21 protein-coding genes and 1 pseudogene are annotated in these 22,875 nt (G+C 47.3%); 9 read left to right on the forward strand and 13 right to left on the reverse strand.

Features of this window, described 5'->3' with window-relative positions; all coding sequences use genetic code 11:
• Window positions 1-82: 82 nt before the first annotated feature.
• The gene (locus E6C74_RS07365; RefSeq protein WP_136484065.1) at window positions 83-3,121 is read right to left on the reverse strand and encodes an FAD-binding and (Fe-S)-binding domain-containing protein; all 3,039 of its coding nucleotides are present in this window, start codon (window positions 3,119-3,121) and stop codon (window positions 83-85) included.
• 322 nt (window positions 3,122-3,443) lie between these two features.
• Between E6C74_RS07365 and E6C74_RS07370 the strand changes: the two genes are divergently transcribed.
• The 6 genes from E6C74_RS07370 to E6C74_RS07395 all read left to right on the forward strand — a co-directional run bounded on the left by E6C74_RS07370 (window position 3,444) and on the right by E6C74_RS07395 (window position 8,251).
• Window positions 3,444-4,127 carry a DUF3334 family protein gene (locus E6C74_RS07370; protein ID WP_136484066.1) on the forward strand — a complete coding sequence of 228 codons (684 nt, stop codon included), beginning with the start codon at window positions 3,444-3,446 and terminating at the stop codon, window positions 4,125-4,127.
• Between the two features lie 177 nt (window positions 4,128-4,304).
• Window positions 4,305-4,988, forward strand: a complete 684-nt coding sequence (locus E6C74_RS07375; protein ID WP_168796994.1) for a DUF2786 domain-containing protein — start codon at window positions 4,305-4,307, stop codon at window positions 4,986-4,988.
• Window positions 4,989-5,174: 186 nt separating this feature from the next.
• Window positions 5,175-5,843 (forward strand): OmpA family protein, encoded by a 669-nt coding sequence (locus E6C74_RS07380; RefSeq protein ID WP_136484068.1) that lies wholly within the window; start codon window positions 5,175-5,177, stop codon window positions 5,841-5,843.
• Window positions 5,844-6,069: 226 nt separating this feature from the next.
• Entirely contained in the window at window positions 6,070-7,098 is a 1,029-nt protein-coding gene (locus E6C74_RS07385; protein ID WP_136484069.1) for an SEL1-like repeat protein, read from the forward strand.
• 142 nt (window positions 7,099-7,240) lie between these two features.
• Entirely contained in the window at window positions 7,241-7,435 is a 195-nt protein-coding gene (locus tag E6C74_RS07390) for a hypothetical protein (protein WP_136484070.1), read from the forward strand.
• A gap of 420 nt (window positions 7,436-7,855) precedes the next feature.
• The gene (locus tag E6C74_RS07395) at window positions 7,856-8,251 is read left to right on the forward strand and encodes a SulA-like leucine-rich domain-containing protein (protein ID WP_136484071.1); all 396 of its coding nucleotides are present in this window, start codon (window positions 7,856-7,858) and stop codon (window positions 8,249-8,251) included.
• Window positions 8,252-8,523: 272 nt separating this feature from the next.
• Here the strand turns inward: E6C74_RS07395 and E6C74_RS07400 are convergent, their stop codons facing one another.
• Window positions 8,524-8,937 carry a hypothetical protein gene (locus tag E6C74_RS07400; RefSeq protein WP_031817702.1) on the reverse strand — a complete coding sequence of 138 codons (414 nt, stop codon included), beginning with the start codon at window positions 8,935-8,937 and terminating at the stop codon, window positions 8,524-8,526.
• Between the two features lie 149 nt (window positions 8,938-9,086).
• Between E6C74_RS07400 and E6C74_RS07405 the strand changes: the two are divergent.
• Window positions 9,087-10,285 (forward strand): annotated as a pseudogene (locus E6C74_RS07405) (IS4 family transposase).
• Window positions 10,286-10,414: 129 nt separating this feature from the next.
• On the opposite strand, the gene E6C74_RS07410 reads toward E6C74_RS07405, so the two are convergent.
• The 3 genes from E6C74_RS07410 to E6C74_RS07420 all read right to left on the reverse strand — a co-directional run bounded on the left by E6C74_RS07410 (window position 10,415) and on the right by E6C74_RS07420 (window position 13,102).
• Window positions 10,415-10,870: a GNAT family N-acetyltransferase gene (locus E6C74_RS07410; protein ID WP_136484388.1), complete on the reverse strand. Its 456-nt coding sequence runs from the start codon at window positions 10,868-10,870 to the stop codon at window positions 10,415-10,417.
• Window positions 10,871-10,954: 84 nt separating this feature from the next.
• Window positions 10,955-11,977 (reverse strand): hypothetical protein, encoded by a 1,023-nt coding sequence (locus E6C74_RS07415; protein ID WP_136484072.1) that lies wholly within the window; start codon window positions 11,975-11,977, stop codon window positions 10,955-10,957.
• 645 nt (window positions 11,978-12,622) lie between these two features.
• Window positions 12,623-13,102: a DUF1456 family protein gene (locus tag E6C74_RS07420; RefSeq protein ID WP_020329986.1), complete on the reverse strand. Its 480-nt coding sequence runs from the start codon at window positions 13,100-13,102 to the stop codon at window positions 12,623-12,625.
• Window positions 13,103-13,539: 437 nt separating this feature from the next.
• On the opposite strand from E6C74_RS07420, the gene E6C74_RS07425 reads away from it, so the two are divergent.
• On the forward strand, window positions 13,540-13,998 hold the full coding sequence (locus E6C74_RS07425) for a MerR family transcriptional regulator (protein ID WP_240798147.1): 459 nt from the start codon (window positions 13,540-13,542) through the stop codon (window positions 13,996-13,998).
• An 84-nt stretch (window positions 13,999-14,082) separates the two neighbouring features.
• Window positions 14,083-15,009, forward strand: a complete 927-nt coding sequence (locus E6C74_RS07430) for an SDR family oxidoreductase (protein ID WP_136484073.1) — start codon at window positions 14,083-14,085, stop codon at window positions 15,007-15,009.
• A 285-nt stretch (window positions 15,010-15,294) separates the two neighbouring features.
• Here E6C74_RS07430 and alsE read toward each other — a convergent pair whose 3' ends face one another.
• The 8 genes from alsE to E6C74_RS07470 all read right to left on the reverse strand — a co-directional run bounded on the left by alsE (window position 15,295) and on the right by E6C74_RS07470 (window position 22,875).
• Window positions 15,295-15,987, reverse strand: coding sequence for a D-allulose 6-phosphate 3-epimerase (alsE, locus tag E6C74_RS07435; RefSeq protein ID WP_136484074.1), 693 nt, complete (start codon window positions 15,985-15,987; stop codon window positions 15,295-15,297).
• A gap of 117 nt (window positions 15,988-16,104) precedes the next feature.
• Window positions 16,105-17,211, reverse strand: coding sequence for a PTS fructose transporter subunit IIC (locus tag E6C74_RS07440; protein WP_136484075.1), 1,107 nt, complete (start codon window positions 17,209-17,211; stop codon window positions 16,105-16,107).
• A 43-nt stretch (window positions 17,212-17,254) separates the two neighbouring features.
• A complete protein-coding gene (locus E6C74_RS07445) occupies window positions 17,255-17,569 on the reverse strand; it encodes a PTS fructose transporter subunit IIB (RefSeq protein WP_240798148.1) in 315 nt (104 codons plus the stop codon).
• A 64-nt stretch (window positions 17,570-17,633) separates the two neighbouring features.
• Window positions 17,634-18,098, reverse strand: a complete 465-nt coding sequence (locus E6C74_RS07450) for a PTS sugar transporter subunit IIA (protein WP_136484076.1) — start codon at window positions 18,096-18,098, stop codon at window positions 17,634-17,636.
• Window positions 18,099-18,121: 23 nt separating this feature from the next.
• Complete coding sequence (locus E6C74_RS07455; RefSeq protein WP_136484077.1) at window positions 18,122-19,687, reverse strand: transcription antiterminator; 1,566 nt, start codon at window positions 19,685-19,687, stop codon at window positions 18,122-18,124.
• A 410-nt stretch (window positions 19,688-20,097) separates the two neighbouring features.
• The gene (locus E6C74_RS07460; protein WP_136484078.1) at window positions 20,098-21,027 is read right to left on the reverse strand and encodes an isoaspartyl peptidase/L-asparaginase; all 930 of its coding nucleotides are present in this window, start codon (window positions 21,025-21,027) and stop codon (window positions 20,098-20,100) included.
• 8 nt (window positions 21,028-21,035) lie between these two features.
• On the reverse strand, window positions 21,036-21,770 hold the full coding sequence (locus tag E6C74_RS07465) for an amino acid ABC transporter ATP-binding protein (RefSeq protein WP_136484079.1): 735 nt from the start codon (window positions 21,768-21,770) through the stop codon (window positions 21,036-21,038).
• 19 nt (window positions 21,771-21,789) lie between these two features.
• Window positions 21,790-22,875, reverse strand: a complete 1,086-nt coding sequence (locus E6C74_RS07470) for an amino acid ABC transporter permease (RefSeq protein WP_136484080.1) — start codon at window positions 22,873-22,875, stop codon at window positions 21,790-21,792.

Genomic DNA, 22,875 nt, shown 5'->3' on the forward strand with positions numbered 1-22,875 from the left:
TTTCTGTGACGATATAAAAACAAAGCCCGGTAAAACCGGGCTTTATCAATTAAATCAGTGCTAATCTGCTTGTTCCGCCCGATTACATCAACGACAGCAACGCCTGCAGAGGATGTTTCGGTTTGGCCTCTTCAAAGCGTTTTACCTGGCTGCGGCAGGAATAACCGGTGATAAGACAACGCTCTACCGGCAGCTTCTCAATACTTGGTTTCCAGCTCAGGCCGTAAATGTCTTTCGACATCTGGAATTTATCCACTTCGTGACCAAACGTACCTGCCATACCACAACAGCCGACCGGCACTGTTTTCAGTGTTGCACCAAAGTGGGCGAAGATTGCCCCCCACTCCTTCTCCGCGTTTGGCATCCGCGTTTTCTCAGTACAGTGCGCCAGCAGATACCAAGGTTCAGCCTGAGCAGACTCCTTAGCGTGGAATTCAGTCAGGCGCGGCTGCAGCCACTCGTGCACGGTAATAACGCTAAAATCTCCCCGTTCACTACCCAGCACCTCAGCGTATTCATCGCGGTAACACAGCACCAGCGCCGGATCGACGCCCACCATGGGAATGTTCAGATCCGCCACCTGGGACAGGAATCCTGCGGTATTGGTTGCTGTTGACTTAAACTGCTTGAGGAAGCCTTTAATATGCTGCGCCTTACCGTTGGGTTTGAACGGCAGCAGAATCGGTTTTTTGCCCAGTTTTACCGCCAGAGCGACAAAATCTTCCACCACATCCGCATCGTAATAGCTGGTAAACGGATCCTGCACGATAATCACGTGCTGGTTGCGCTCATCCTGCGACAACGACGCCAGGCGCTGCATATCAAACGGAGTCAGCGGATGGCGACGGGTGCGTTGTGCCAGCGTCGGCACAGACAGCATAGGGGCATCAACATAACCCACCGTAGACGCCGTGACCTTCTGTACCCATTTCTGAGCCATCACACCGTTGACCAGTTTTGGCGCTTTAGCCATCACCGGCAGCATGGTTTCAATATTGGCCACCAGGTAATCTTTGGCCGGACGCTGATAACGCGAATGGTAGATATTGAGGAAACGGGAACGGAATCCGGGTACATCAACCTTAATCGGACACTGGCTGGCACACGCTTTACACGCCAGACAGCCATTCATCGCTTCGTACACTTCATGGGAAAAGTCATACTCATGACGCTGGTTGATACGGTTACGCACCCGGTCAATCATGGTCTTGATGGTTGGCGTGGTTTCCAGCGCCTTTTTCTCCAGATCCAGGATATCAATGCCCTGCTCGGTCAGTTGGCGCAGCCATTCACGCACCAGACCGGCACGGCCTTTTGGCGAGTGACGGCGATCGGCGGTGACCTTCATCGAAGGACACATCGGCGAGCTGGTGTCATAGTTAAAGCACAGGCCGTTACCGTTACACTCCATCGCACGTTTAAAGCTGTCGCGTACCTCGACATCAATCTGGCGGTCAAAATAGCCGCGCTTAGTGTCAGAGACTTTAACCAGTTCAAAGTTAGTATCGAGCGGCGTACAAATCTTACCCGGGTTCATCTTGTTATGCGGGTCAAACGCGGCCTTAACGCGGCGCAGTTCAGTAAACAGCTCGTCACCGAAGAATTCCGGACCGTATTCTGAGCGATAGCCTTTGCCGTGTTCACCCCACATCAGGCCGCCGTATTTCGCTACCAGCTTAACCACTTCATCCGACACTTCGTGCATCATCAGCTCTTGCTTCGGATCGCACATATCCAGCGCGGGACGCACGTGCAGAACACCAGCATCAACGTGGCCGAACATGCCGTAAGCCAGCCCTTTTGAATCCAGCAGGTCCCGGAACTCGGCGATAAAGTCAGCCAGGTTCTCCGGCGGCACACAAGTATCTTCAGTAAATGGAACCGGCTTGGCGCGGCCTTTCGCCGCCCCCAGCAGACCAACCGCTTTCTTACGCATGTTGTAAATACGGTTGATGCTCGCCAAATCATCACACACCTGGAAGCCGATAATCCCCGCTTCCTGATTCTCGACCATCACTTCCAGACGGGCGGTCAGCTGCTCCACCAGAGAACGCACTAAGGCTTCATCCTGATCAGCGAATTCAACAATATTGAGGCCGAGCATCTCTTTACCCGGAACGCTGGTGATCAGGTCACTGACGCTGTGCCAGACAATGTCTTCACGCGCCAGATTAAGTACTTTCGAGTCAACGGTTTCCACCGACAGGGCATTCGCTTCCACCATCACCGGTGCGTTACGCAGCGCCGAATCAAAGCTGTCGTACTTGATGTTCACCAGCGTACGCGCTTTCGGAATCGGAGTCAGATTCAGCTTGGCTTCGGTGATAAACGCCAGTGAACCTTCCGCACCACACAGTACGCGGGTGATATCAAATCTATCATTGTCGGTATCAAGGGCGTTTTTCAGATCATAGCCGGTCAAAAAACGGTTCAACGGCGGGAATTTAGCAACAATCTGCTCACGCTTATCACGGCATACCGCTTCGGTCACCCGCATGGCCTCAGCAGCATAACTGCCAGCCTGCGGCAAACCTTGCGATAAATCGGTTTCCAGTACCGAGCCATCAGCGAACACCGCCTGCAGGGAAAGCACATGATCCGAGGTTTTGCCGTATTTAAGCGAACCCTGACCGGACGCATCGGTATTGACCATACCTCCCAGAGTAGCACGGTTACTGGTCGACAAATCTGGCGAGAAGAAGAAGCCATAAGGGCGTACCGCATCGTTAAGCTGGTCTTTAACGACACCAGCCTGAACCCGCACCCAGCCTTCTTCGGCATTGACTTCCAGGATGTGGTTCATATGACGGGAAAGATCTACCACCACCCCTTTCGTCAGAGACTGACCGTTGGTGCCAGTGCCGCCGCCACGGGCAGAAAACGTGACGCGTTCAAATTCAGGTTTAGTGCTTATTCTACCGATGATCGACACATCCTGAGTCGATTTCGGATGGACAACGGCTTGTGGCAGTTGTTGATACACACTGTTATCAGTGGAAACAGCAAGACGACTTGAATACTGAGTTTCAATATCGCCGCTAAATCCCGCTGCTTCAAGTTCATGTAAAAACGTTAAAACAACAGGGTCAACATCGGATTGGAGGTGAAGTCTTGGTAACATTTGCTTCCTGCCCGTACTGCGCTGATCCTATCAGCTCTGGGTTATAAGTTATTTTTGGTATTAATATTTGAGTCATGTCACTTTACAACATTTAAAAAGGTGATCAAATCAGAATCTCAATGCCAGAATGAAATGAAACGGAATTTTTCACTAGTGATACCGACTTATGATTTATCACCAAGCCTGCTATGATGCGGTGTGGATTATTTCGCCCCTAACATGACGTTATACTGCGAATGGTGCATTTAATGGCACATCGGCTTAATGTGACCCAGTTTCTTCCATTACGCTTTGCGTCTAATCAGCTTTTACGGACAAATACATGAAAAAAAGTAAGATCGTCACCACCGAAGATATTTTGCTGAAACTATGCCAATCAGTGTCCAGCGTCCTGACTTCCGCCACCGCATCTAACATCTCTTACTCGGCGATGGTGCAGAAGATCAATAAAACGTCACTGAAACCGGACTTCGGTTGTTTTGTCCTGTTTGATGGCGGATTCAGCGGCCTGGTGGTCATCAACTTCACCGCCAAAGCGGCGCTGGAAGTCTACGCCAACTACATGCGCAACATGGGTATGCCGGAAGAAGAACTGGCCGTGCTGCACACTTCAGACGAAGTGGGTGATGTACTGGGTGAACTGATGAACCAGTTAGTGGGTGACTTCACCAAAAAAATACGCAAAGAGCTGCAAACTAACATTACCCAGAACCAGCCTAAAATGTTGTCGCTGAATAAGCAGGTCAATTTGTCGGTGGACACCAACCTGGATCGCCCGCAAGCACGCCGTGTCACCTTCTCGACCGAAAACAACAATATTTTCTATCTTGAGCTGGCGATGGATAAAACCGAATTTATCCAGTTGGAAGAATTTGAAATTCAGGAAGATGAAAGCCCGGATTCCATTTTAGCGGCTGCGCAACAGAAGATGGAAAGTAAGAAACAACCAGGCAGTGCAACGGCAGACGATGCCACTTCCGACCTGCTGGATGAACTCGGCCTCTGATCACAAGTTAGCCCGGCAGCGCCCCTGCTGCCGGTAAAACGCCCCCAATCACCGAACCGCAGGTACAAGACGGGCACTGATTCACATTCCTATTGGCTGCCCGGCTTTAAATTACGGCATAAAAACGGTAAAATAGCGGACTTTTCTCAATGCCGTAGTAACGTTTTTTTCATGTCGATGGATAAGCAAAAAGCCCTCAAAAAAATCGCAAAGTGCCTTGAACTGGGTAACTCCGCCAATGTGAACGAAGCCGCTAACGCCATAAAAATGGCGCACCGGCTGATGCTCAAGTATGGTCTGGATAAAGATGACATCGAGTTCATCAAAATGGGCAAAACCCAGTCCACCCACCTGCTGCCAGCCTCCATCTCATCCGCCATCTTGCGCGTGATCCGCGGCATCAATACCAAATTTGGCGTAGAAGCCGTGCTGCTTAACCATAAAGGCTTGAAACGAGTTGAATTTATCGGCGAAGCAGACCGGGCGATTTTTGCCGCTTTCGCCTTTGATATCATCTATCGGGAAATGAACGAGCAAACCGGGCAATTTCGTAACAGTTTTGCCGGTAGCGGCACACCAAATACCGAAGTCCAGCGCCGGGTAAACTCCTTTTTGTCCGGCTGGGTAGAAGGTGCGCTAGAGAAGCTGCCAGAGATAGCGCCAGACGATGAATCAGCCAACAAAATCAATAACTATATTGATAAAGAGTTTCAAAACATCGACCGGGAAACCTTCAAGCAACAGCTGCGGGAAGCCATGAAGAATCTGACTGAAGATTACGAAGTCGGACTTAAAAAAGGACGCCGGGTATCTGTAAGCCGTCCGATTGATGGTGGCCAGGCGCCGAAACTCCTTAAGTAAACGAATTTGAATCGACCGGCGGCCGATATGATTAAGCCGCTAATCGATAAGTTACTCAGTTGAATACGGTATTTAAGTAAATCCTAAGTCAAGAGTGAGTAAATTCGTCTATGCTTGCATTGACGTATGATCACTTTTTTCGTTTATTGCAATCCGGAAAACTGAATAACTCACGGAGATGAAGTTGTGAAAAAAATTACATTGGCTCTTGCAGTGTTAATTGCACTTTCTGGTTGTGCCGCCACACAACGCCAAAATGCGACCACGGGTGAAAACGAAACTAACTCAACCACCAAAGGGGCACTGTTAGGTGCGCTGGCAGGTGCTGCGGTTGGTTTAGCATCTGGTGATGACGCTAAAGAGCGACGCCAGAGAGCGCTGATCGGCGCGGCAGGCGGTGCTGCTGTCGGTGGTGGTGTTGGTTACTACTTTGACCAGCAAGAAGAAGCGCTGCGCCAGGAACTATTGAACTCAGGTGTTCAGGTACAGCGTGTAGGCGAAAACCAGCTACTGCTGCGCATGGAAAACGGCATCGGATTCCAGACCAACTCTTACCAGCTTGACTCTTCTATCCACAACACACTACGTGGCGTGGCACGCATTTTGGTTGAATACCCGGATACCAGCCTGGTGATTGATGGCCATACCGACAGCACAGGCAGCGACACCACCAACCAGGTTCTGTCTGAGCGTCGTGCTGAGTCCGTACGTTCATTCCTGTTGTCTCAGGGCGTAGCGGCAGGTCGTGCGGTAGCGCGTGGTAATGGTGAACGCTACCCGTTATGCAGCAACAGCACAGCAGATGGCCGTGCATGTAACCGCCGTGTAGAGATTCAAATCTTACCGCTGAAATGATTTAATAGGCGGGTGAGCAACGAATTGCACCATTCTGCCTGAATCGTTTAGTCGATACCCGTATGGATGTAGCCCGGCCTCAGTGCCGGGCTTTTTTGTTTTGTGGTGTGCCGTCCGCAATGTATTGACACATTGGCGGAGTATCATGACCACTTCTGATATCCCGGCCAGTTGCATACCGTCGCTCACACGCAATTCACATCATGATAAAGGGAAACCAACCACAATGAAGAAAGCGCTTCAGGCATGGATAATCACATTGGGGTTACTGCTCTCAAGCCAGGCTGTGGCTGATCCTTCCGAGCTGATCCAACTGGCGAATCAAGGGGATCGCGCAGCACAATACCAACTAGGGGTCGATTATCAAACCGGCCACAACTTAACCATCAATCTGAACGATGCATTTTACTGGTTTCAGCAAGCGGCGCAGCAAGGTCATCCGCAAGCCATGCAGCAACTCGCCAACGCTTACCAGCACGGATTAGGCACCGAAGCCGATACGACTCAGGCGTTGTACTGGCTGACGCGCCAACTGCTCAGCGGTGACAGCAACGCAGCCATGGCCATCGGACAGCTTTATGAAAGCCTTGACAGCTCCCCTGCCCCGTCAGCGATGGCAGAGCTGTGGTATCACAGTCTGGCTGACCAGAATCCACAGGCAGAGCAGCGCTACAGCGCCATTTTGCAACAGCAGTTTGACCAGCAGCGTGCCCGCCAGGTCGCGTCAATTGAGCAACTCGAGAGTGCCATCAACCAAACCACTGCAGCCGCACAGAACCAAAACTCCACTCAGTCCGCCCCACAAACGCCAAGCCTGATGAGCGACTATCTGTTTGTCGTACTGTGCATTGTGGTTTTGATCGCGGGTCTATCCGTCTACCGCTACGTCAAAAAATCCAACAAACAGCAGACCCAGCACCAGAATTCACTCAATGAAAGCCTATCCCAGAAAGACAACCTGCTTAAACAGCAAAAGCGCCAGTTGGACACGCTGTATCATCAGTTGAAGAAGATGCAAAACCATCAGCTCCGTCAGACTCAGGATCAAAAGCTGCACCTGGCCTGCGCGATGTTTGGATTTGCACCGGGACAGTTACCAGAAGAGCGGCAAATCAAAATTCGTTACAAACAATTGTCGAAAATTTATCATCCGGATATGAAAGGCAGTGAAGAGGAAATGAAGCGTCTTAACGGCGCGATGAAGGTGCTCATCAATGAAGTTAATAAATCGTTAAATAAAGTTTCATCCAACTGATATAAAACCCTCAAAGCCCCAATTACGCTTGACTACGCAATCGATTACTCTCTCAATATTTACAACAAACGGTTAACAGGCAAGCCTGTGATATGCGATAATTCTGCGCGAATTTGGCACCTGCTTCAGGTGAGGAGACAACATGTTCACTATCTACGGTATTTGCGATTGGTGTAAAAAACCAAATCAGTTGACCAAACTCGAGTATCTCGACGGCAAAACCAATCACGCTTGTGAAAACTGTAATGACTTTGCTCGCATGGACGTAAGACAATTTAATATTGCCGAGCAAGCACAGCGTGAACGTCTGGCCAGCCAAAACGCAAACCGACCATAAACCCGATAAAAGCGCCAGGACGGCGCTTTTTTGATCGCGCGATTCATCCCCTGCAGTACACACGCTTATACCAACGCCAATACTAACCACTGTATAACAACTCGTATCCATCTCTGCCCCGTCACTTAGGCGCAGCCGTTGTTCATATACAGCTAACCGCCAGTACTGGATAGAAACTACTGTATAAGCCCACTGTTCATGCGCTAAAAAGTTAGTTAGATAGATCACAGAAAATCACACTAATCAGCGACTTTACCCCAGCATTCAAATATTTAATTTATGATTAAAAATCAGTTATTTATATTTAATCATTTAAAGAAAAAGACAAAATAAGGTCAATTTTCCATCAAATCTAAACTTGATCAGCACGATATTTAGGGATACTGTATAGACATACAGCATGTATGAAAGGACAGTGTTATGCTTCATGTAGATTTCGATACCACACGTTTTGGCACCCAAACTTACACGACCGATAGCTACCGCCCGGTAAGCGTTAATCAGGACATGATGTCCCGCCTGGCGCAGCTTTCACAGCAGCAACAATGGATTTTGTACACCGCGCAATGCCCGCGCCCTCAATACGATGCCCTCGCCGCCCATCAGGTGCAGTGCGGAAAAATCATTCATATGAAACCCTCACAATCCCAATCTGAGCTGGAGATCGTGATGAAAGCGATTCAGTCCGGCAATGCGAGCGCCATCGTCGCCTCCGGCGCGATCGATTTCGTCAACCAAAAACTGCTGCAACAGCTGGCTCGTGATCACCAGTGTGAAGTGTTTTTCTTGCACCGTACGCAGCACCATTTTCATTAACTTCTTATGTGAGTACTCACGGTGATTTTGCGCAATACACAGCAAATTTGAAGCGGGCAGCCGTATGTCCCGCTTAGATTTGGAGTCTGCTTTTTCACTGGATTTAGGTGAATCCACCTGCACCACAAACCTAATTTCCGTCCTAGTTTTTTGCCCTATGTATGAGTTCAAAACTGGCGCTCTAGCGCACTTTTGGACAGAAGTGTTTTAGACCAGATGCTCTAAAGCGTTTCAGTCACATTAGAAAAGTACGTTGATTCCTTGATCGTTTGTTAAGCGTTTTTCTCAGCGATCACCAACAAACTGTCTGTATACGAATAGCCGTAACCATACCCGTAACTAGCGCCACCTTTCACGCTTTCAGTTTCACTCAATACACGCTTTGAACTCGATATACCTTGTGCCTGATACTTGTACGCATAATCACCAGAGATTACTGGAGTAATCATTTTTACACTAAAACCGTCATGATTTAGGCTTTCAATTGCTTTCTGTAAATCTGCTGCTAACCGCTCTGAGTCAACGATACAATCCGAGTAACCAGTCTGCTCCCATTTCTTTTCTTTACGATAAATATCCTTTTCACCACCGAAGAAGCCGGCTTTTTTCTCACCGGTAGGCACTTTGACCATGACTTCTTTACCAACAGGTACAAAATAACTTTTAACTAATACTACTTTTTCCATATTTCCCTCTGACGCTTAACGCCCTGTTCTTACGAATCCCCTCATAATTTCTATATAAAACAATGAGTAGACGCACATCGCTCATTCTGATCTAATGAATTTCGCCAAAAACACACCTGATTAAATGGATTTAATAGGGAGCCCTAACGATGCGCGACATTCAAATTCTACAGCAAACTCTCGAGAATCAATGCCCTGACATTCACAAAAAACGACTGAGATCTCTGATGCTTGCAACCAAAACTGTACTCGACGGCTCTGATCTCACATTGACCAAAATTGGGCGCGCACTCGACACCGATACCACCGTAATCATGCGATTAAACGCATCGACCGATTGCTCGGTAATCGCAACCTACACCGTGAAAAAGACACCATTTATAAGTGGCATGCGTCCTTTATTACCCGTGCCAACCCTTTTCCTGTGGTGCTCGTTGATTGGTCAGATGTTCGCGAGCAGCTACGTTATATGACATTGCGCGCTTCAGTTGCCGTTAAAGGTCGAGCCGCCACGCTTTATGAGCAGGCGTTTGAATACAAAAACTACAACTCTCCAAAGATCCATCAATACTTTCTCGATAAGCTTCAAACGCTCCTGCCCGAAGGCTGCACTCCCATCATTGTCTCGGATGCTGGATTTAGAAATACATGGTTTCGGCAAGTCGCCAACAAAGGTTGGTTCTGGTTGGGACGCGTACGTGGCGAAGTCTCGATCAAATGTGGTGATGCCCTTTGGCTATGGAACAAGACCTTCTATCCTCAGGAAACTGACAAACCGCAGTTTTTAGGGGAAAGCCAATTAGCACGGCGTTCGCCGCTTACATGCTTTGCCTATTTATACAAGAGCCAACCTAAAGGCAGAAACCCCCATCGACACAGCCGAACCTGCCAAAAGCATTCAGCAGGAAAAGTATTCCACAGAGGTGCAAAAGAGCCCTGGCTTCTAGTAACAAACCTCCCCAATCAGGTATTGAATGGCGTTAAAATCACTCGCTTATACGCCAAAAAAATGCAGATTGAAGAGTCGTTTCGAGATCTAAAAAGCCCCGCTTACGGATTGGCACTGCGCCACAATCGAACTCGCTGTACGAATCGTATCGATATCCTACTCCTCATGGCGCTAATGGCAGAAATCATCATGTGGTGGAATGGCTTAATCGCCATGCAAGCTCAATGGCATTATGACTTCCAAGCCAACACTATCAAACATCGCCGAGTACTATCCATCCCTAGATTGGGTAAAGAGGTACGTTGTCATCGAAGATACCAAATAAAAGGGTCCCAATATCATTGGGCTATGATGGAATATCAACGTCTCACACACACTTGTGGCTTAGGTGAATTATGAGGGGATCCGCCAGCGCCCTGTTAAGGGGTGAACAACGCCACCACCTAACCTAAGCTATTATGCCGTAAACACTAAATTTGAAGTAGAAGCAAAAATGCCAAGCGTTGAGAATCCCTTTTAAATTGCTTGTTATGAGGCAACTTGAAGCGACAAAGAAAGGAAGTTTTCATCGCATTCAGTCACCTTATAGCCGAGAGATTCGTAAAACCTTACCGCTGACTCATTTCTAGTGAAGCTTGATAAGGTTACGTGACTACGCCCTTGATCTCGCGCTCTTTTGTGAATCATATTCATGACGCTTTCACCCAATTTTTGATTTTGAAATTCTGGGAACACAATGAGTAAATGTACATGAAGTGCATTATCGTAAGGCTTGAAGCATAGCATTCCAACTCGCGTCTCATGCAGGTAAACCCAGTGAAACCAATGCGGCTCATAGTCACTTTGTAAACGATTGACCTGAAACTCATCACACCAACCAAAGACGGCATCAACATGCGAATAAAGCCCCTGTTTCACAACAGAAAACAGACTTTCAAATTCATCACTTTCTATTTGTATTAGCTGAATATCCATATGCCTCATAACGATTAGCTCAGTAGCCGAGCTCTGGCGCGTCATTTTGCTCTGCAAAATGCGTGACATTGCGAGGTCTAATGCAGCGCCTTGTTAGGCGCTTGCAAAGTCCCGTGACAGCATTTGAGACGCTGTCGACGCATTGTATTTTCCCAATCCTTTTAGTTGTTTAGTTATTTCTTGTGCCTCTTGATGGAATTGACCAAGCATGTCCTTTAAAGTTTCAAGCTTTGAAGTATCTAGAACCATTTTTACAGCAGTTCCTTTATAGTGAAAGCCGAGGTCTACATGATGCTTGCCGGAATCATCTAGAAGAATCCCATGATCACCACTACAAATGAAAAACTCACCTCCGTTCCGGCATAAGCGATTTGTCATATACAACCCATACCCTGAGTTACGCCAAGGATCATTCTTATCAACCCTAGCGCCTTTATAACTTTTACTCGATATTTCTGGCATTAACACTTGTTGGATAGCATCTGCATCACATGAAACCTCTACGAATGGGTTTTGAGAGATAGAAGCTTTTAAACCGATTCCAGCGTCCAATATTGCCACCTCAACTTTTTCATATTGAGGCCAATATTGAGCGCAATAGGCAACTTGCTTTGACCCGCTATGTTCCACAACATTTCTAACAATTTCTCGAATAGAATATGTTAGTGCGTCAACTAGATTTCCACTTTCTTGCTGAGAAAGAATTTTAGCTAGTTCCTCAGACCTACTCTCTACGATGTCTTGCTCTGGCTTCCATTCTTTATTCGCTTCATCTCTGATACTTTGGGTTCTATAAATAGTTATAGGCAGGTAAGTTTTATTTCCCGTGGCTTCCCCTGGTGCTTTACCAAAATCCAAGCCAAAAGCTTTGAAGAACCCCATATGCCCCACATAAGATTTAGAGTCGTAATTCCTATAAAATACTTCCACTTGTCTATTATCTACTTCAAACGAGCGGAGGCGTCGAGCTACGAATAACATTGAGAAAGGTTCTACCCTTCCCATATGTGAAAAGTCAATTATTACTTCATCTTCTTCAGCCGAAGAATCTAAATCTGCACAAAAATCTAATATTGAGTCAATGGAGCAGCAATTTGGATAATATAAAGTTTTCATAACCAACGTCCTTGTACCTTTGATGTGAATTGGCGCCTAACAGTGCTTTTTCAGCAGACACTGTCTGTATAATATTTTCAGAAAATATAGACACGATATCAGCAACATACTGTTCTAACTGTCTTTATAATCCTTGCACCCACAAATTACAGAACATGTCTGTATAATCATAATTGCTCAACTAGACTCATAATCTGCTATTAGTAAATGTAGGTCAAGAACTGGCATGAGAAAGTGGTCAGGAATTGGATGCTGAATGATTTTAGGGCAAATTCGTGTTACCAATGGCGTCAGTCGTGACTCTGCACGCATGACCAAAAGTATGGAAAAACTCTATATACGTGGCCAGTTTTAGTTAATCACTACAAGATGTCTGGAACATCTTGACCAGAATAGTGGCCCCTAACTGGCTTAAGGTTTTAGCTTGGGTTTATCTTGGTAGGGTCATAGGGGGGCGGTGTGTGTCTTGATTCTAAAAGCCGACCAGATTTCAGCGTGGTTTGATAGGTATCTACTTGAAGAAAGACAAAGAGTAGACGTGATTGTGAAGCTCTAATATCGATCTTTAGCATGATAAAAGCGAGTAGCCAAATAAAATGGTTCTCGCTTTTTTAATCAATTACCACGTTCGATTCGAGATAAAAATTACCCAGTAAACTCTTCAGAATCGGGACGATTGGTAAACTGCACACCATTTAAGAAGTCGCACAGCAGTTGATCTTCACACTGTTTGTAGTTTTTGTTGTTTGGCTTGCGGAAATACGCACCAATTTCGTATTTACTCAAACTAGTACCAACCACTTCTAATACGTCCAACACATCTTCTGCTTTCATGTCTAGCGCAATGCGCAGCTTCATGAGAATCATGTTGTTGGTCAACGTGACTTCTGGCTTAGGTTGCTCGCCGTCTTTTTTTCCTCGCTTGAGGTTAATAAAGCCATTTAAGAATACCGCTAACTCTTGATCCTTCATCTTAACGCAAGATTTGTCGCTTTCATCTTTTAACCAGTTTGCCACTTTATCGTGAGCCACAGTGACTTCGGCCTGCCCGAAAGCTTTCATTATCTGCGCGTTTTTAAGGTTTAACGCGTGTTGGATACGACGTAAAATTTCGTTGTTAGTCACTAGGGATTCCTAAAATGAGTTCTAAGGGTGAATAAAAATCCATCAATGACATGCGATCTGTGGGTGTCTTTATTCAATAGCGTAGTTGACGGTGACTCTAACAGAGAACACGTTTCTTCGGTAGGTTAAAAAATAGAAATAAGACGGCCTATTCGAACTAGTTGGCTAAGTTGGTAAGACTCCACTTTCATAGACACTATGCTGATTAGAAGAAGTAGGTCAAACCACATCACTGTTATTTGTCAGGTAGAAGGTTACTGGCAAAGAATGGGGCAAAATCCATTTAGGTAAGTAACTGAAACCACTCCGCTAAGGCAAAAAATCAGGACGATTTTTTAGGTTTTCGGCGGCGGGAACGCCTAAAACCGTTCCACGCCTAGCCACCAGCGCAACGAAATTGTGTTAGTGTTGTTGCAGGCAATCACAGCACGAAGAGCATGATGAATATAGGTGAACTAGCAAAAAGAACCGGTTTAACTGCATCCAAGATCCGCTTTTACGAAAAGATTGGGTTACTCAAAACCGTGAAACGTAAAGCCAACGGTTATCGAACCTACCCGCCTGAAGCGGTGATGGTGCTGGATATGATTACCACCGGACAGCAAGCCGGATTCAGCCTGGATGAGTTACGCACTCTGCTGCCCGGCGACTTATCGCAATGGGACCACCATCAACTGCTCGGTACGTTACAGCAGAAAGTGAAAGAGCTGGAAGACATCGAACAAAAGATCGCTCATAACAAGGCAAAATTACTGGCCGTGCTGAATGAAATCGAAGCCAAACCACAAGACATGGACTGCGCGCAAAATGCCGAGCGCGTGATGTCCCAGTTTGGCTGGGATATATTAACCCCCCATGCCACTTGCCCCGACGCCGCCAAATACAAATCATCCTGAGCAACATGCAACTTCGCCTTGACCTTAAACTAAGCTTTAATCTTACGATGCTGACTAAAGAATGCACATCAGGAGAAATCATCTATGCAAACCATTTTGGGAGCAAACGGGCAGATTGGCCGGGAACTGGCACTCAGTTTAAAACGCGACTACACCAGCCACATTCGCTTAGTCAGCCGACGTCCGCAGAAAGTGAACGAAAGCGATGAACTGGTTCAGGCCGATCTGCTCGATGCACAGCAAACCAGCGATGCGGTTAAAGGCTCAGAGATTGTCTATCTGACTGCCGGGTTACCTATGGATACGCAGTTATGGATAGAGCAATGGCCGGTTCTGATGAGTAATGTTATTGCAGCATGCCAAACTCACAACGCAAAACTGGTTTACTTTGATAATACTTATATGTATCCGCAAACCAGTACTCCACAGGCAGAAGATGCACCGTTTGTACCGAATGGCGGTAAAGGCAAAGTACGCGCTCAGATCACGACGATGCTACTGGACGCTATGCAACGTGGGTCGATCAACGCTGTCATTTGCCGCGCCCCCGAGTTTTACGGACCGGGCAAAACGCAGAGTATCACGAACTCAACCGTGATTGATGCGCTGTCAGCGGGCAAGCCGGCCAAAGTATTTTTACGTGACGATGTCAAACGCAGCCTGATTTTCACGCCGGACGCCAGCCGGGCGATGGCGCTGATCGGGAATACGCCTGATGCTTACGGTCAGACCTGGCATTTACCTTGTGACGATAATCGGCTCACCTATCGTCAGTTCATCGAACTGGCGGCCGGCATTTTCAACGTGCAACCGAAGTACCGGGTGCTGAAACGCTGGCAGTTATGGCTGGCGGGTAAATTCAACCCCACGGTCAGAGACGCGGCAGAACTGCTGCCTCGTTATCAGACGGATAATATTTTTGTATCGGATAAGTTCAAACGCCGCTTCCCGGACTTTGCAGTCACGACGTTTGCCCAGGGGTTAACCACCATCAGGGATGAACGACAATAATCTTAGCCATGAGCCAGCCGTCAGGCTAGCTTGTTTGAATCATTCATCATTGCTCGGAAAGTAATACGGACAGTGGCTGAGGCGCATGTTGAGCTCGCAACGGCTCCAGAGTAACAAACGCCCCTTCAATTGTTTTTCCTTTAATCCACATAACGTTCCTATTGTGCTTATCACTCGTGTTTAGTCCGCTGGCAACCAGCGTACGATGAGTTGTAGCCATAAAGACAAGGAGAGCATCCGCAGATGCTCTCCTTTTATATCGCGGCGCTATGACGGCACGCTCAATCAGGCAAATTTTTCGCCGGTTGCCTGTTCAAACTCCGTTACCATCATCTCCCACGAGCTGTGGATATTATCAGCCAGGTTAAACAACCCGCTGCGCCCAATCACATAAATGTCCGGCTTGGCATCGTGAATCACTTTCCAGTGCTTCTTGTTGGTCGATCCATCCATCTCAATCTGATACTGGTAACCATACTCTTCACGCAGTTGACGCAGTTCGGTAATTTTATCCAGCATATTGACCAGGAAGCGCTGACCAGCAAAGCCAGGATCGACCGTCATCACTGTAACTTTGTCCAGCAGATCGATATACGGCAGAATCTCACTAACCGGTGTCTCCGGGTTTAAGATGATACCTGCCTTTAGACCCGCATCATGGATTTGGTCAATCAGTCTGAAAGCGATGCCATTGACGCGCTCAGCAGGCATGCAAATGACCTCACATCGAATATCAATCAGTTGCTGCACCCAGAATGACGGATCCGTCACCATCAAATGGGCGGACATCTCTTTATTAGTCAGCTTGCGGGTTTGTTCAATAAACCACGGCGATAAGCTGAGGTTAGGCACAAAATGGCCATCCATAATATCAATATGGAATGAATCGACATGGTCGTTTAAAAAAGTAATCTGCTCTTTGAACTGATCCAGGTCCATCGTCATTAACGATGGCGAAATATTAATATGTTCACTCATGGTTATATAATCCGTTCGTTAAAGAAAAGATAATCTGTTTTTCAGGGTGCAGAGACCCATCGACCGAAAAATTAATTAAGGCCGTTAAATAAACCGGATTGAAAGTTAAAAAGATATTTAGCTGATTTTTATATCGTCTAGGTCGATATCTTCCTCTTCATCATCGTTATTTATAACAACGTCACGAGGAACATCTTTCTTGATTAGCGCATAAACCGTGCCGGTCACTAGTATATTGACGACCAGCGCCATAATACCGGCCATGGGATTGGACATGGTCGGAATCATAAAAATGCCGCCGAAAGGTACTGTTGCGTCCGCACCGTAAACCATGGTCACCGCACCACCACAAGCACCGCCGATGGCCGCCGCAGAGATACCGCGCACAATATCATTCATCACGATAGGTATTGACCCCTCAACAATGTTCACCACGCCCATCGGTACCGCCGATTTTAAAGTTTCGATTTCTTCATTGTTATAAATGTTCTTGCGCAGAAGTTTACTAATGAAGTACGCCAGTCCGAAGCCGATAGGTGTGGCCGTATTGACTAACTGCAGTGCAGTAATCGGCTCGTTGATACCCTGCGCCTGAAGCGTGAGTACGAAGGCAAAACAGGTTTTATTGATCGGTCCGCCAAAATCCAGGATGCACAGAGCACCAATCACTGCGCCCAATACCAGATTGGATGATGTCCCCATGCTTCTCAGGAAACCGGTCAGGGTATCGGTGAAGATGCCAATTGGCGTGCCGACGATATAGACCATAATTAAGCCACTGATCACCGAGGCAAAAAACGGCACAATCAGTGTCGGCATTAAGCCTCTGGCCCAACTCGGCACTTTGACATTTTTAATGATACCCAGCGCGATATAACCGGCAATATAACCACCCAGAATCCCGCCAATAAAACCAGCAGAAATGGTATTTGCCGCAAGGCCGACCACAAAACCTGGTGCGATGCCGGGTTTACCCGCAATTGAGCCGGCAATACCACAGGCAATCACAACGGGTAACAGTCCGAGCGCTTTGGCCCCCATGGTCGCCATTGACGTCCACAAATCAAACTCACCCAGTACCAAGGCGTCCTGAGGCTTGCCTCCCATCGCCATGCCGATGGCAATAATAAAGCCGGCACCACAGACAATCGGAATCAAAAACGAGATAGCGGTCAGCAGATGACCTTTAGGGTTAGCTGCTCTCCAGATGTCCTTTATACTCATAGATAAAACCCTCTGTTTGTTATTGTAATTCGTCTGGCTGAAATTACTCCGTCACTAACTGCTGGAGTTTTTCGATAAGCTTGTTAGGCGATTTAATAGCGACTTCTGTGGACACTTTAACGACTTTTTTTCCGGCAAATCGTTCTTCACCGGTGACATTAACATCGGCGGCTAACAGCACAATATCCGCTTGGGCAATATCTTCATCGGTCAATTTATTTTCGATACCGATCGTCCCCTGAGTTTCAATTTTTACGTTATTTCCCGCTTTTTTAGCGGCTAATTCAATTTTCTTTTGCGCAATATACGTGTGAGCAATACCGACAGTGCATGCGGTAATTCCTACAATATTCATCATTAACCTCGACAAGTTTATTTTTGGTTTAAACCACTAACGGATAGTTGAAAATAAATGAAAACCGTTATTCCGTTACCGTTTCCGGATTAAACAGCTCAACGATTTTTTGCGGATCTTGTTCTTGCAGCAACTGCTCGATGATCTCTTCATCTGCCAATGCGCTTGAAACTTGCGATAACAGACGAATATGCGTGGTATTCTGGTCAACCATGCGAACAGCAAACAAGATAATGCAGCGAATGTCACTGCCATCCATGGTTTCCCAAGGGATGTCGTTCTGGGTACGGCCAATCGCCAACGTAGTCTGGCGTACCGCCTCAGATTTACCATGTGGAATCGCAATGTGGTTTTCAAAACCGGTTGAGCCTTGTTCCTCGCGCAACCATACATCGCGGACAAAATGCTCTTTATCAATCACAGCCCCATCGTCAACCAATAAATCGGTCAGTTCTTCAATCGCTTCTTTTTTGGTTGTAGCCACCATGTTTAATTTGATGTGCTTTACGCTGAGTACTTTTGAAATGTCCATAAATCACCTTCGATATCCTGGGATTAAGATTGAGTAACGTTGTATACATCGCTTGCGAGATGTAGCTTTTCTGTTATGAGTTTTTCTGTAATTCGCTGCAGATCTGCATCGTTGAGAAACGCAGTGACATACACCACCGGAGTGTCAATTTCTGCCACATGAACCGTCGAGATAATCAGATCAGGCGCGAGTTTCTGATTGACGCTTTGTAAGTGGCTCGATGGCACCGTCGCCACGATTTCCCAATCGGGAAATGCCCGTACAATGCGGCTTTTGAGCAGGTGTGACGTCCCTACCCCGGTTGAACACACCAGTAATACGCGCTTGTGCGTGATCTGGCGTTCAATGGCAGCCTGAAAATGGACCGCCAGATAACCGACTTCATCATCAGAAACGGCCGCTGATATATCAGTGGTAAACACATCATTCACCGCAATACGAGTCAAATGATAGACATCCGCCAGCTCATTTTTAATTTCATCTAGCAGTGGATTACGAATAATAATTTGATAATGAAGACGGTTTATCAGCGGACGTATATGCACTTCCATGCCATCCAATAACTGTTTATCTGCAGCCAGATCAATATTAATCAGCTGCGAGAATCGTGTGACCAGTTGTAGGGAAATATCCCGTGCCTGATAACTGCATAATTCAGTATGCAATACACTGTTGTTTTGATTTTCAGACACCAATATTCCTGATGAAATAATGTACTGGTAAATAAACCACACCTCATTTTCCGGTAAAGATAAATCGATGTGCTGCTCGATTTTATCCACCATTTTACCCGCCACCCTGAATGCTGAATCCTTAGGATGCTGGCGCGCTTCATAGCATGGATTTCCCAGTAAATTACCCTTGATACGCCGGTGCATCATGATCAATATATGGGTGAAAATATTGATGTAGTAAGGTTCACCTAACGGATAGGCAAGATCTTCTTCCATGTCCTGTAGCAGAGCCTGAACAAACCCCACCTCGCCTTCGCCAAAATAGTGAACCAAGGCTTTATAGCTGCCCGGGTCAAGTCTTGAATGGTTCACCAAACCGGGATCCTGATGGTTGATTAGCCCGTTAATCAATGCCGCCATGGCCTGACGCACACTGTTCTCATCACCTTGAATTCGAGTGCCGCTTTGGCTGCGAATCAGTTCAAGCCCAAGTGGTGTGATCCAGTCTTCGATAACCTTTAAATCATTGACGATTGACGCATTGCTGATGTGGTGGCGCTCGGAAAGCTTGTTAATTGACGTTTCTTTAGGGGTTTCACTCAATAACCATGAGGCAATTTTTATCCGCCGCGCATGGCCCAGAACACCGTCGGAATCTTCATTGTCATCACTCAGTTGCAACTCCAGTTGCAACAGGTCGGCGGTACTCTCAGCCACCAGCAAAACACCAGCACCTACTTTTTTATCGATTTGCACGTTCAAATCAGCCAGGTAGGCCGTAATAATATTCAGGTCACGCTGGATAGTTTTTGTCGACACACCAAGTTGTTCTGCCAGATTGAATAAAGTGACGTATTCCCGATGTTGTAGCAGGAATCGTAATAATCGATGTTGTCGAGAGGTAATCATTTTCATTTTTTACCTTGAGTTACAGATCAAATTAGTAAGTGTGACTATTTTTAGTATTTATTTTTATCTGAGTGTTTATGCATCCTATGATGTTCAATCTAATGAGAATGTTCTAACACCACAATACTAAATAGTGTCCATAAGACGGGACAAAGGACAAACACGCAAGCATTGAATCAAGATAACGAATGAGGCGGAAGAAAAAGTATAAAGAGGAGGGAAACTGGCTTAAGAAGCACGTATTTTAAGACAATTCTATTTAACAAGATAAATAGATCACAAATTTAAAAGTTTATTAACTGAGCCATTTAAAACAGATCAGAGGGAAATAGCAAAAGATAGGGTGCCGAAGATGCCACTCCCGGTAAAAGGTAAAGTGGCATCGTTCAGGCTGAGCTCAGCGAGGTGCGAGTGACTTATTCGTATATCTTCGATTGTGCCGGCTGATTGGCGCGGCCCCAGCCACGGTACATGCCCTCGGTATTAAATGGCAGCGTCAACTGACCTTGGCTGTCGACCGCAATGACCCCGCCACTGCCACCGGTACTGGGTAGATCGTTAAATACAACGTGGTTGGCGGCTTGCTCCAGGCTCTCTCCGGCTAACGCCATACGTGAGGAAATATTGTAGCCCACAACGTGGCGGAGAAAATGTTCACCGTGGCCGGTTGCAGAAACCGCGCAAGTCTGGTTATTGGCATAAGTGCCGGCACCAATGACCGGAGAGTCGCCGATACGACCGTACTGTTTATTGGTAATACCGCCGGTTGATGTCGCTGCCGCCAGATTGCCGTGTTTATCTTTTGCGACCGCGCCGACCGTACCGTATTTGTAGTCGTTATCGGTCGGCTCCAGAATCACTTCCTGCACAAGCAGTGCAGACTGCAGTTGCTGATAACGCATCTCGGTCGAGAAATAGCTGTTATCAACCTGAGCCAGCCCCAGATCGCGGGCAAACTGCTCCGCCCCGTCACCACCTAAATAAACATGCGGGGATTTGTCCATGACAGCACGCGCCACATCGATCGGATTCGGGCTGAAACGGATACCGGACACCGCGCCGGCATCCAGCGTCTTGCCGCACATAATGGAGGCGTCCAGCTCATGTTTGCCCTGATGATTGAACACCGCGCCTTTGCCCGCGTTAAACCAGGTGCAATCTTCTAACCGGTTAACCGCCGCCTGAACGACATCAAGCGCATCCGCGCCTTGCTCAAGGCTGGCTAATCCCTCTTCAATAATGGCTTTAAGCACGCCTTCAATTTCAAGCTCCTGCTCGGGAGTCAACTTCCCTTTCGACATCGCTCCGGCACCACCATGAATGGCGATGGAATATTCGTTGGACATAAACTTCCTTAGTGGTGAATCAACTGATTTAAAAATTCGCGCGTACGTGGCGACTCAGGCGCAGAGAAAAAGGCTTCGGGATTGTTTTCTTCGACAATCTGGCCCTGGTCCATAAAGATGACGCGGTCAGCGACCCGGCGCGCAAAGCCCATTTCATGGGTCACACACAGCATGGTCATACCTTCGCTGGCCAGGTCGGTCATCACATCCAGAACTTCAGAAATCATCTCCGGGTCTAAGGCCGATGTCGGCTCATCAAACAGCATCACTTGCGGGTTCATACACAGCGCACGGGCAATCGCGACACGCTGTTGCTGTCCGCCGGACAACTGGCTTGGGTATTTATTCGCCTGCTCTTTAATTTTGACCTTATTCAGCAGCCCTAACGCGATTTCAATCGCCACTTCTTCTTTCACCCCAAGGTTGGAGGTCTGCGGCAATACACAGTTTTCCAGCACAGTAAGATGCGGAAACAGATTAAAGGACTGGAAACACATCCCGACTTGTTTACGCAGAGCAATCAACTCTTTCGGCGTGTCACTCACTTCCTGTCCAAATACGTTTAGTGCGCCTGACTGGTGTTTCTCCAGTTGGTTGATACAACGAATCAGCGTTGACTTGCCGGACCCGGATGGGCCGCAGATCACGATGCGCTCACCTTTTTTCACGCTTAAGTTGATATCGCGTAACGCGTGGTAGGAGTCGTACCACTTGTTGAGATTTTTTATGTTGATGACTTCCATGACATTCTCCTGATGAGCGTTATTTCAAGCGGCGTTCCAGATGCGCTGCGTATTGGGAAAGAGAAAAACAACAGATAAAGAAAAAGACCGCTAAAAATGCGTACATTTCATTTTCTAATCCAACCCATTTCGCGTTGGATAAGGTGCTTGAAGCAACACCGACAATATCTAGCACACCGACAATCATGACCAGTGTGGTCTCTTTTAAAATGCCGACAAAGTGATTGAGCAATGATGGAATCGAGTTCTTCAGGACTTGCGGCAGAATGATCTGCCCCATCATTTTCCAGTAACCAAAACCAAGCGCCTGTGCCGCTTCAAACTGTCCCTGCGGAATCGACTGCAGGCCGCCGCGAATGGTTTCCGCCATATACGCAGCAGTGAACAGAACAAGTACCGAGACAACGCGCAGTAATACGTCAAACTCCTGGCCGGGAGGTAAGAAAAGCTGAATCATCAGTGATGCCATAAACAGCAGCGTGATGACCGGTACTGAGCGCACCAATTCGATATAAGCCACACTGAGCCAATGAATCACCGGGCGTTGAGAACGTCGGCCCAGCGCCAGCAAAATGCCCAGCGGAAGCGCGAACACCATGCCAAAAATAGCCAGGAACAGCGTCAGCATGATGCCGGCAAATTTGGTGGTCGAAATCGTTTCAAGGCCAAACGTGCCGCCTTTTAACAGCATCCACATCGCAAAAGGCAACACGGCGATGTAGCACAGCATCACCCGTTTGTTAAAACGCTTGATGTACAGCATGGGAATCGCGATAGCCGCCAGTCCGAAGGCCACATCCACGCGCCACTGCTGAGCGTCCGGATACATACCGTAGGTGAACAACTCAATCCGGTTGATGACCGGCAGCCAGCATGCGCCTGCTGAGGTACAGTCTGCTTGTGAGGACCCCACAAACGTAGCGCTGAAAATAAACCAGTTCAGCAGTGTCGGCACCAACCACAACACAAACATCAGCCCGACGACCGTGAGCAGTGTGTTAAAGGCGGATGAGAATAAGTTTTTCCGGCACCAGGTTTTCCAGTCTGATTTCATCACAATGGCCGGACGTGGTTCGATATATTGCATGATATTTTCACTTTGCAT

It is taken from the genome of Vibrio sp. H11, assembly GCF_004804295.1.
Taxonomy (GTDB): domain Bacteria; phylum Pseudomonadota; class Gammaproteobacteria; order Enterobacterales; family Vibrionaceae; genus Vibrio; species Vibrio ostreae.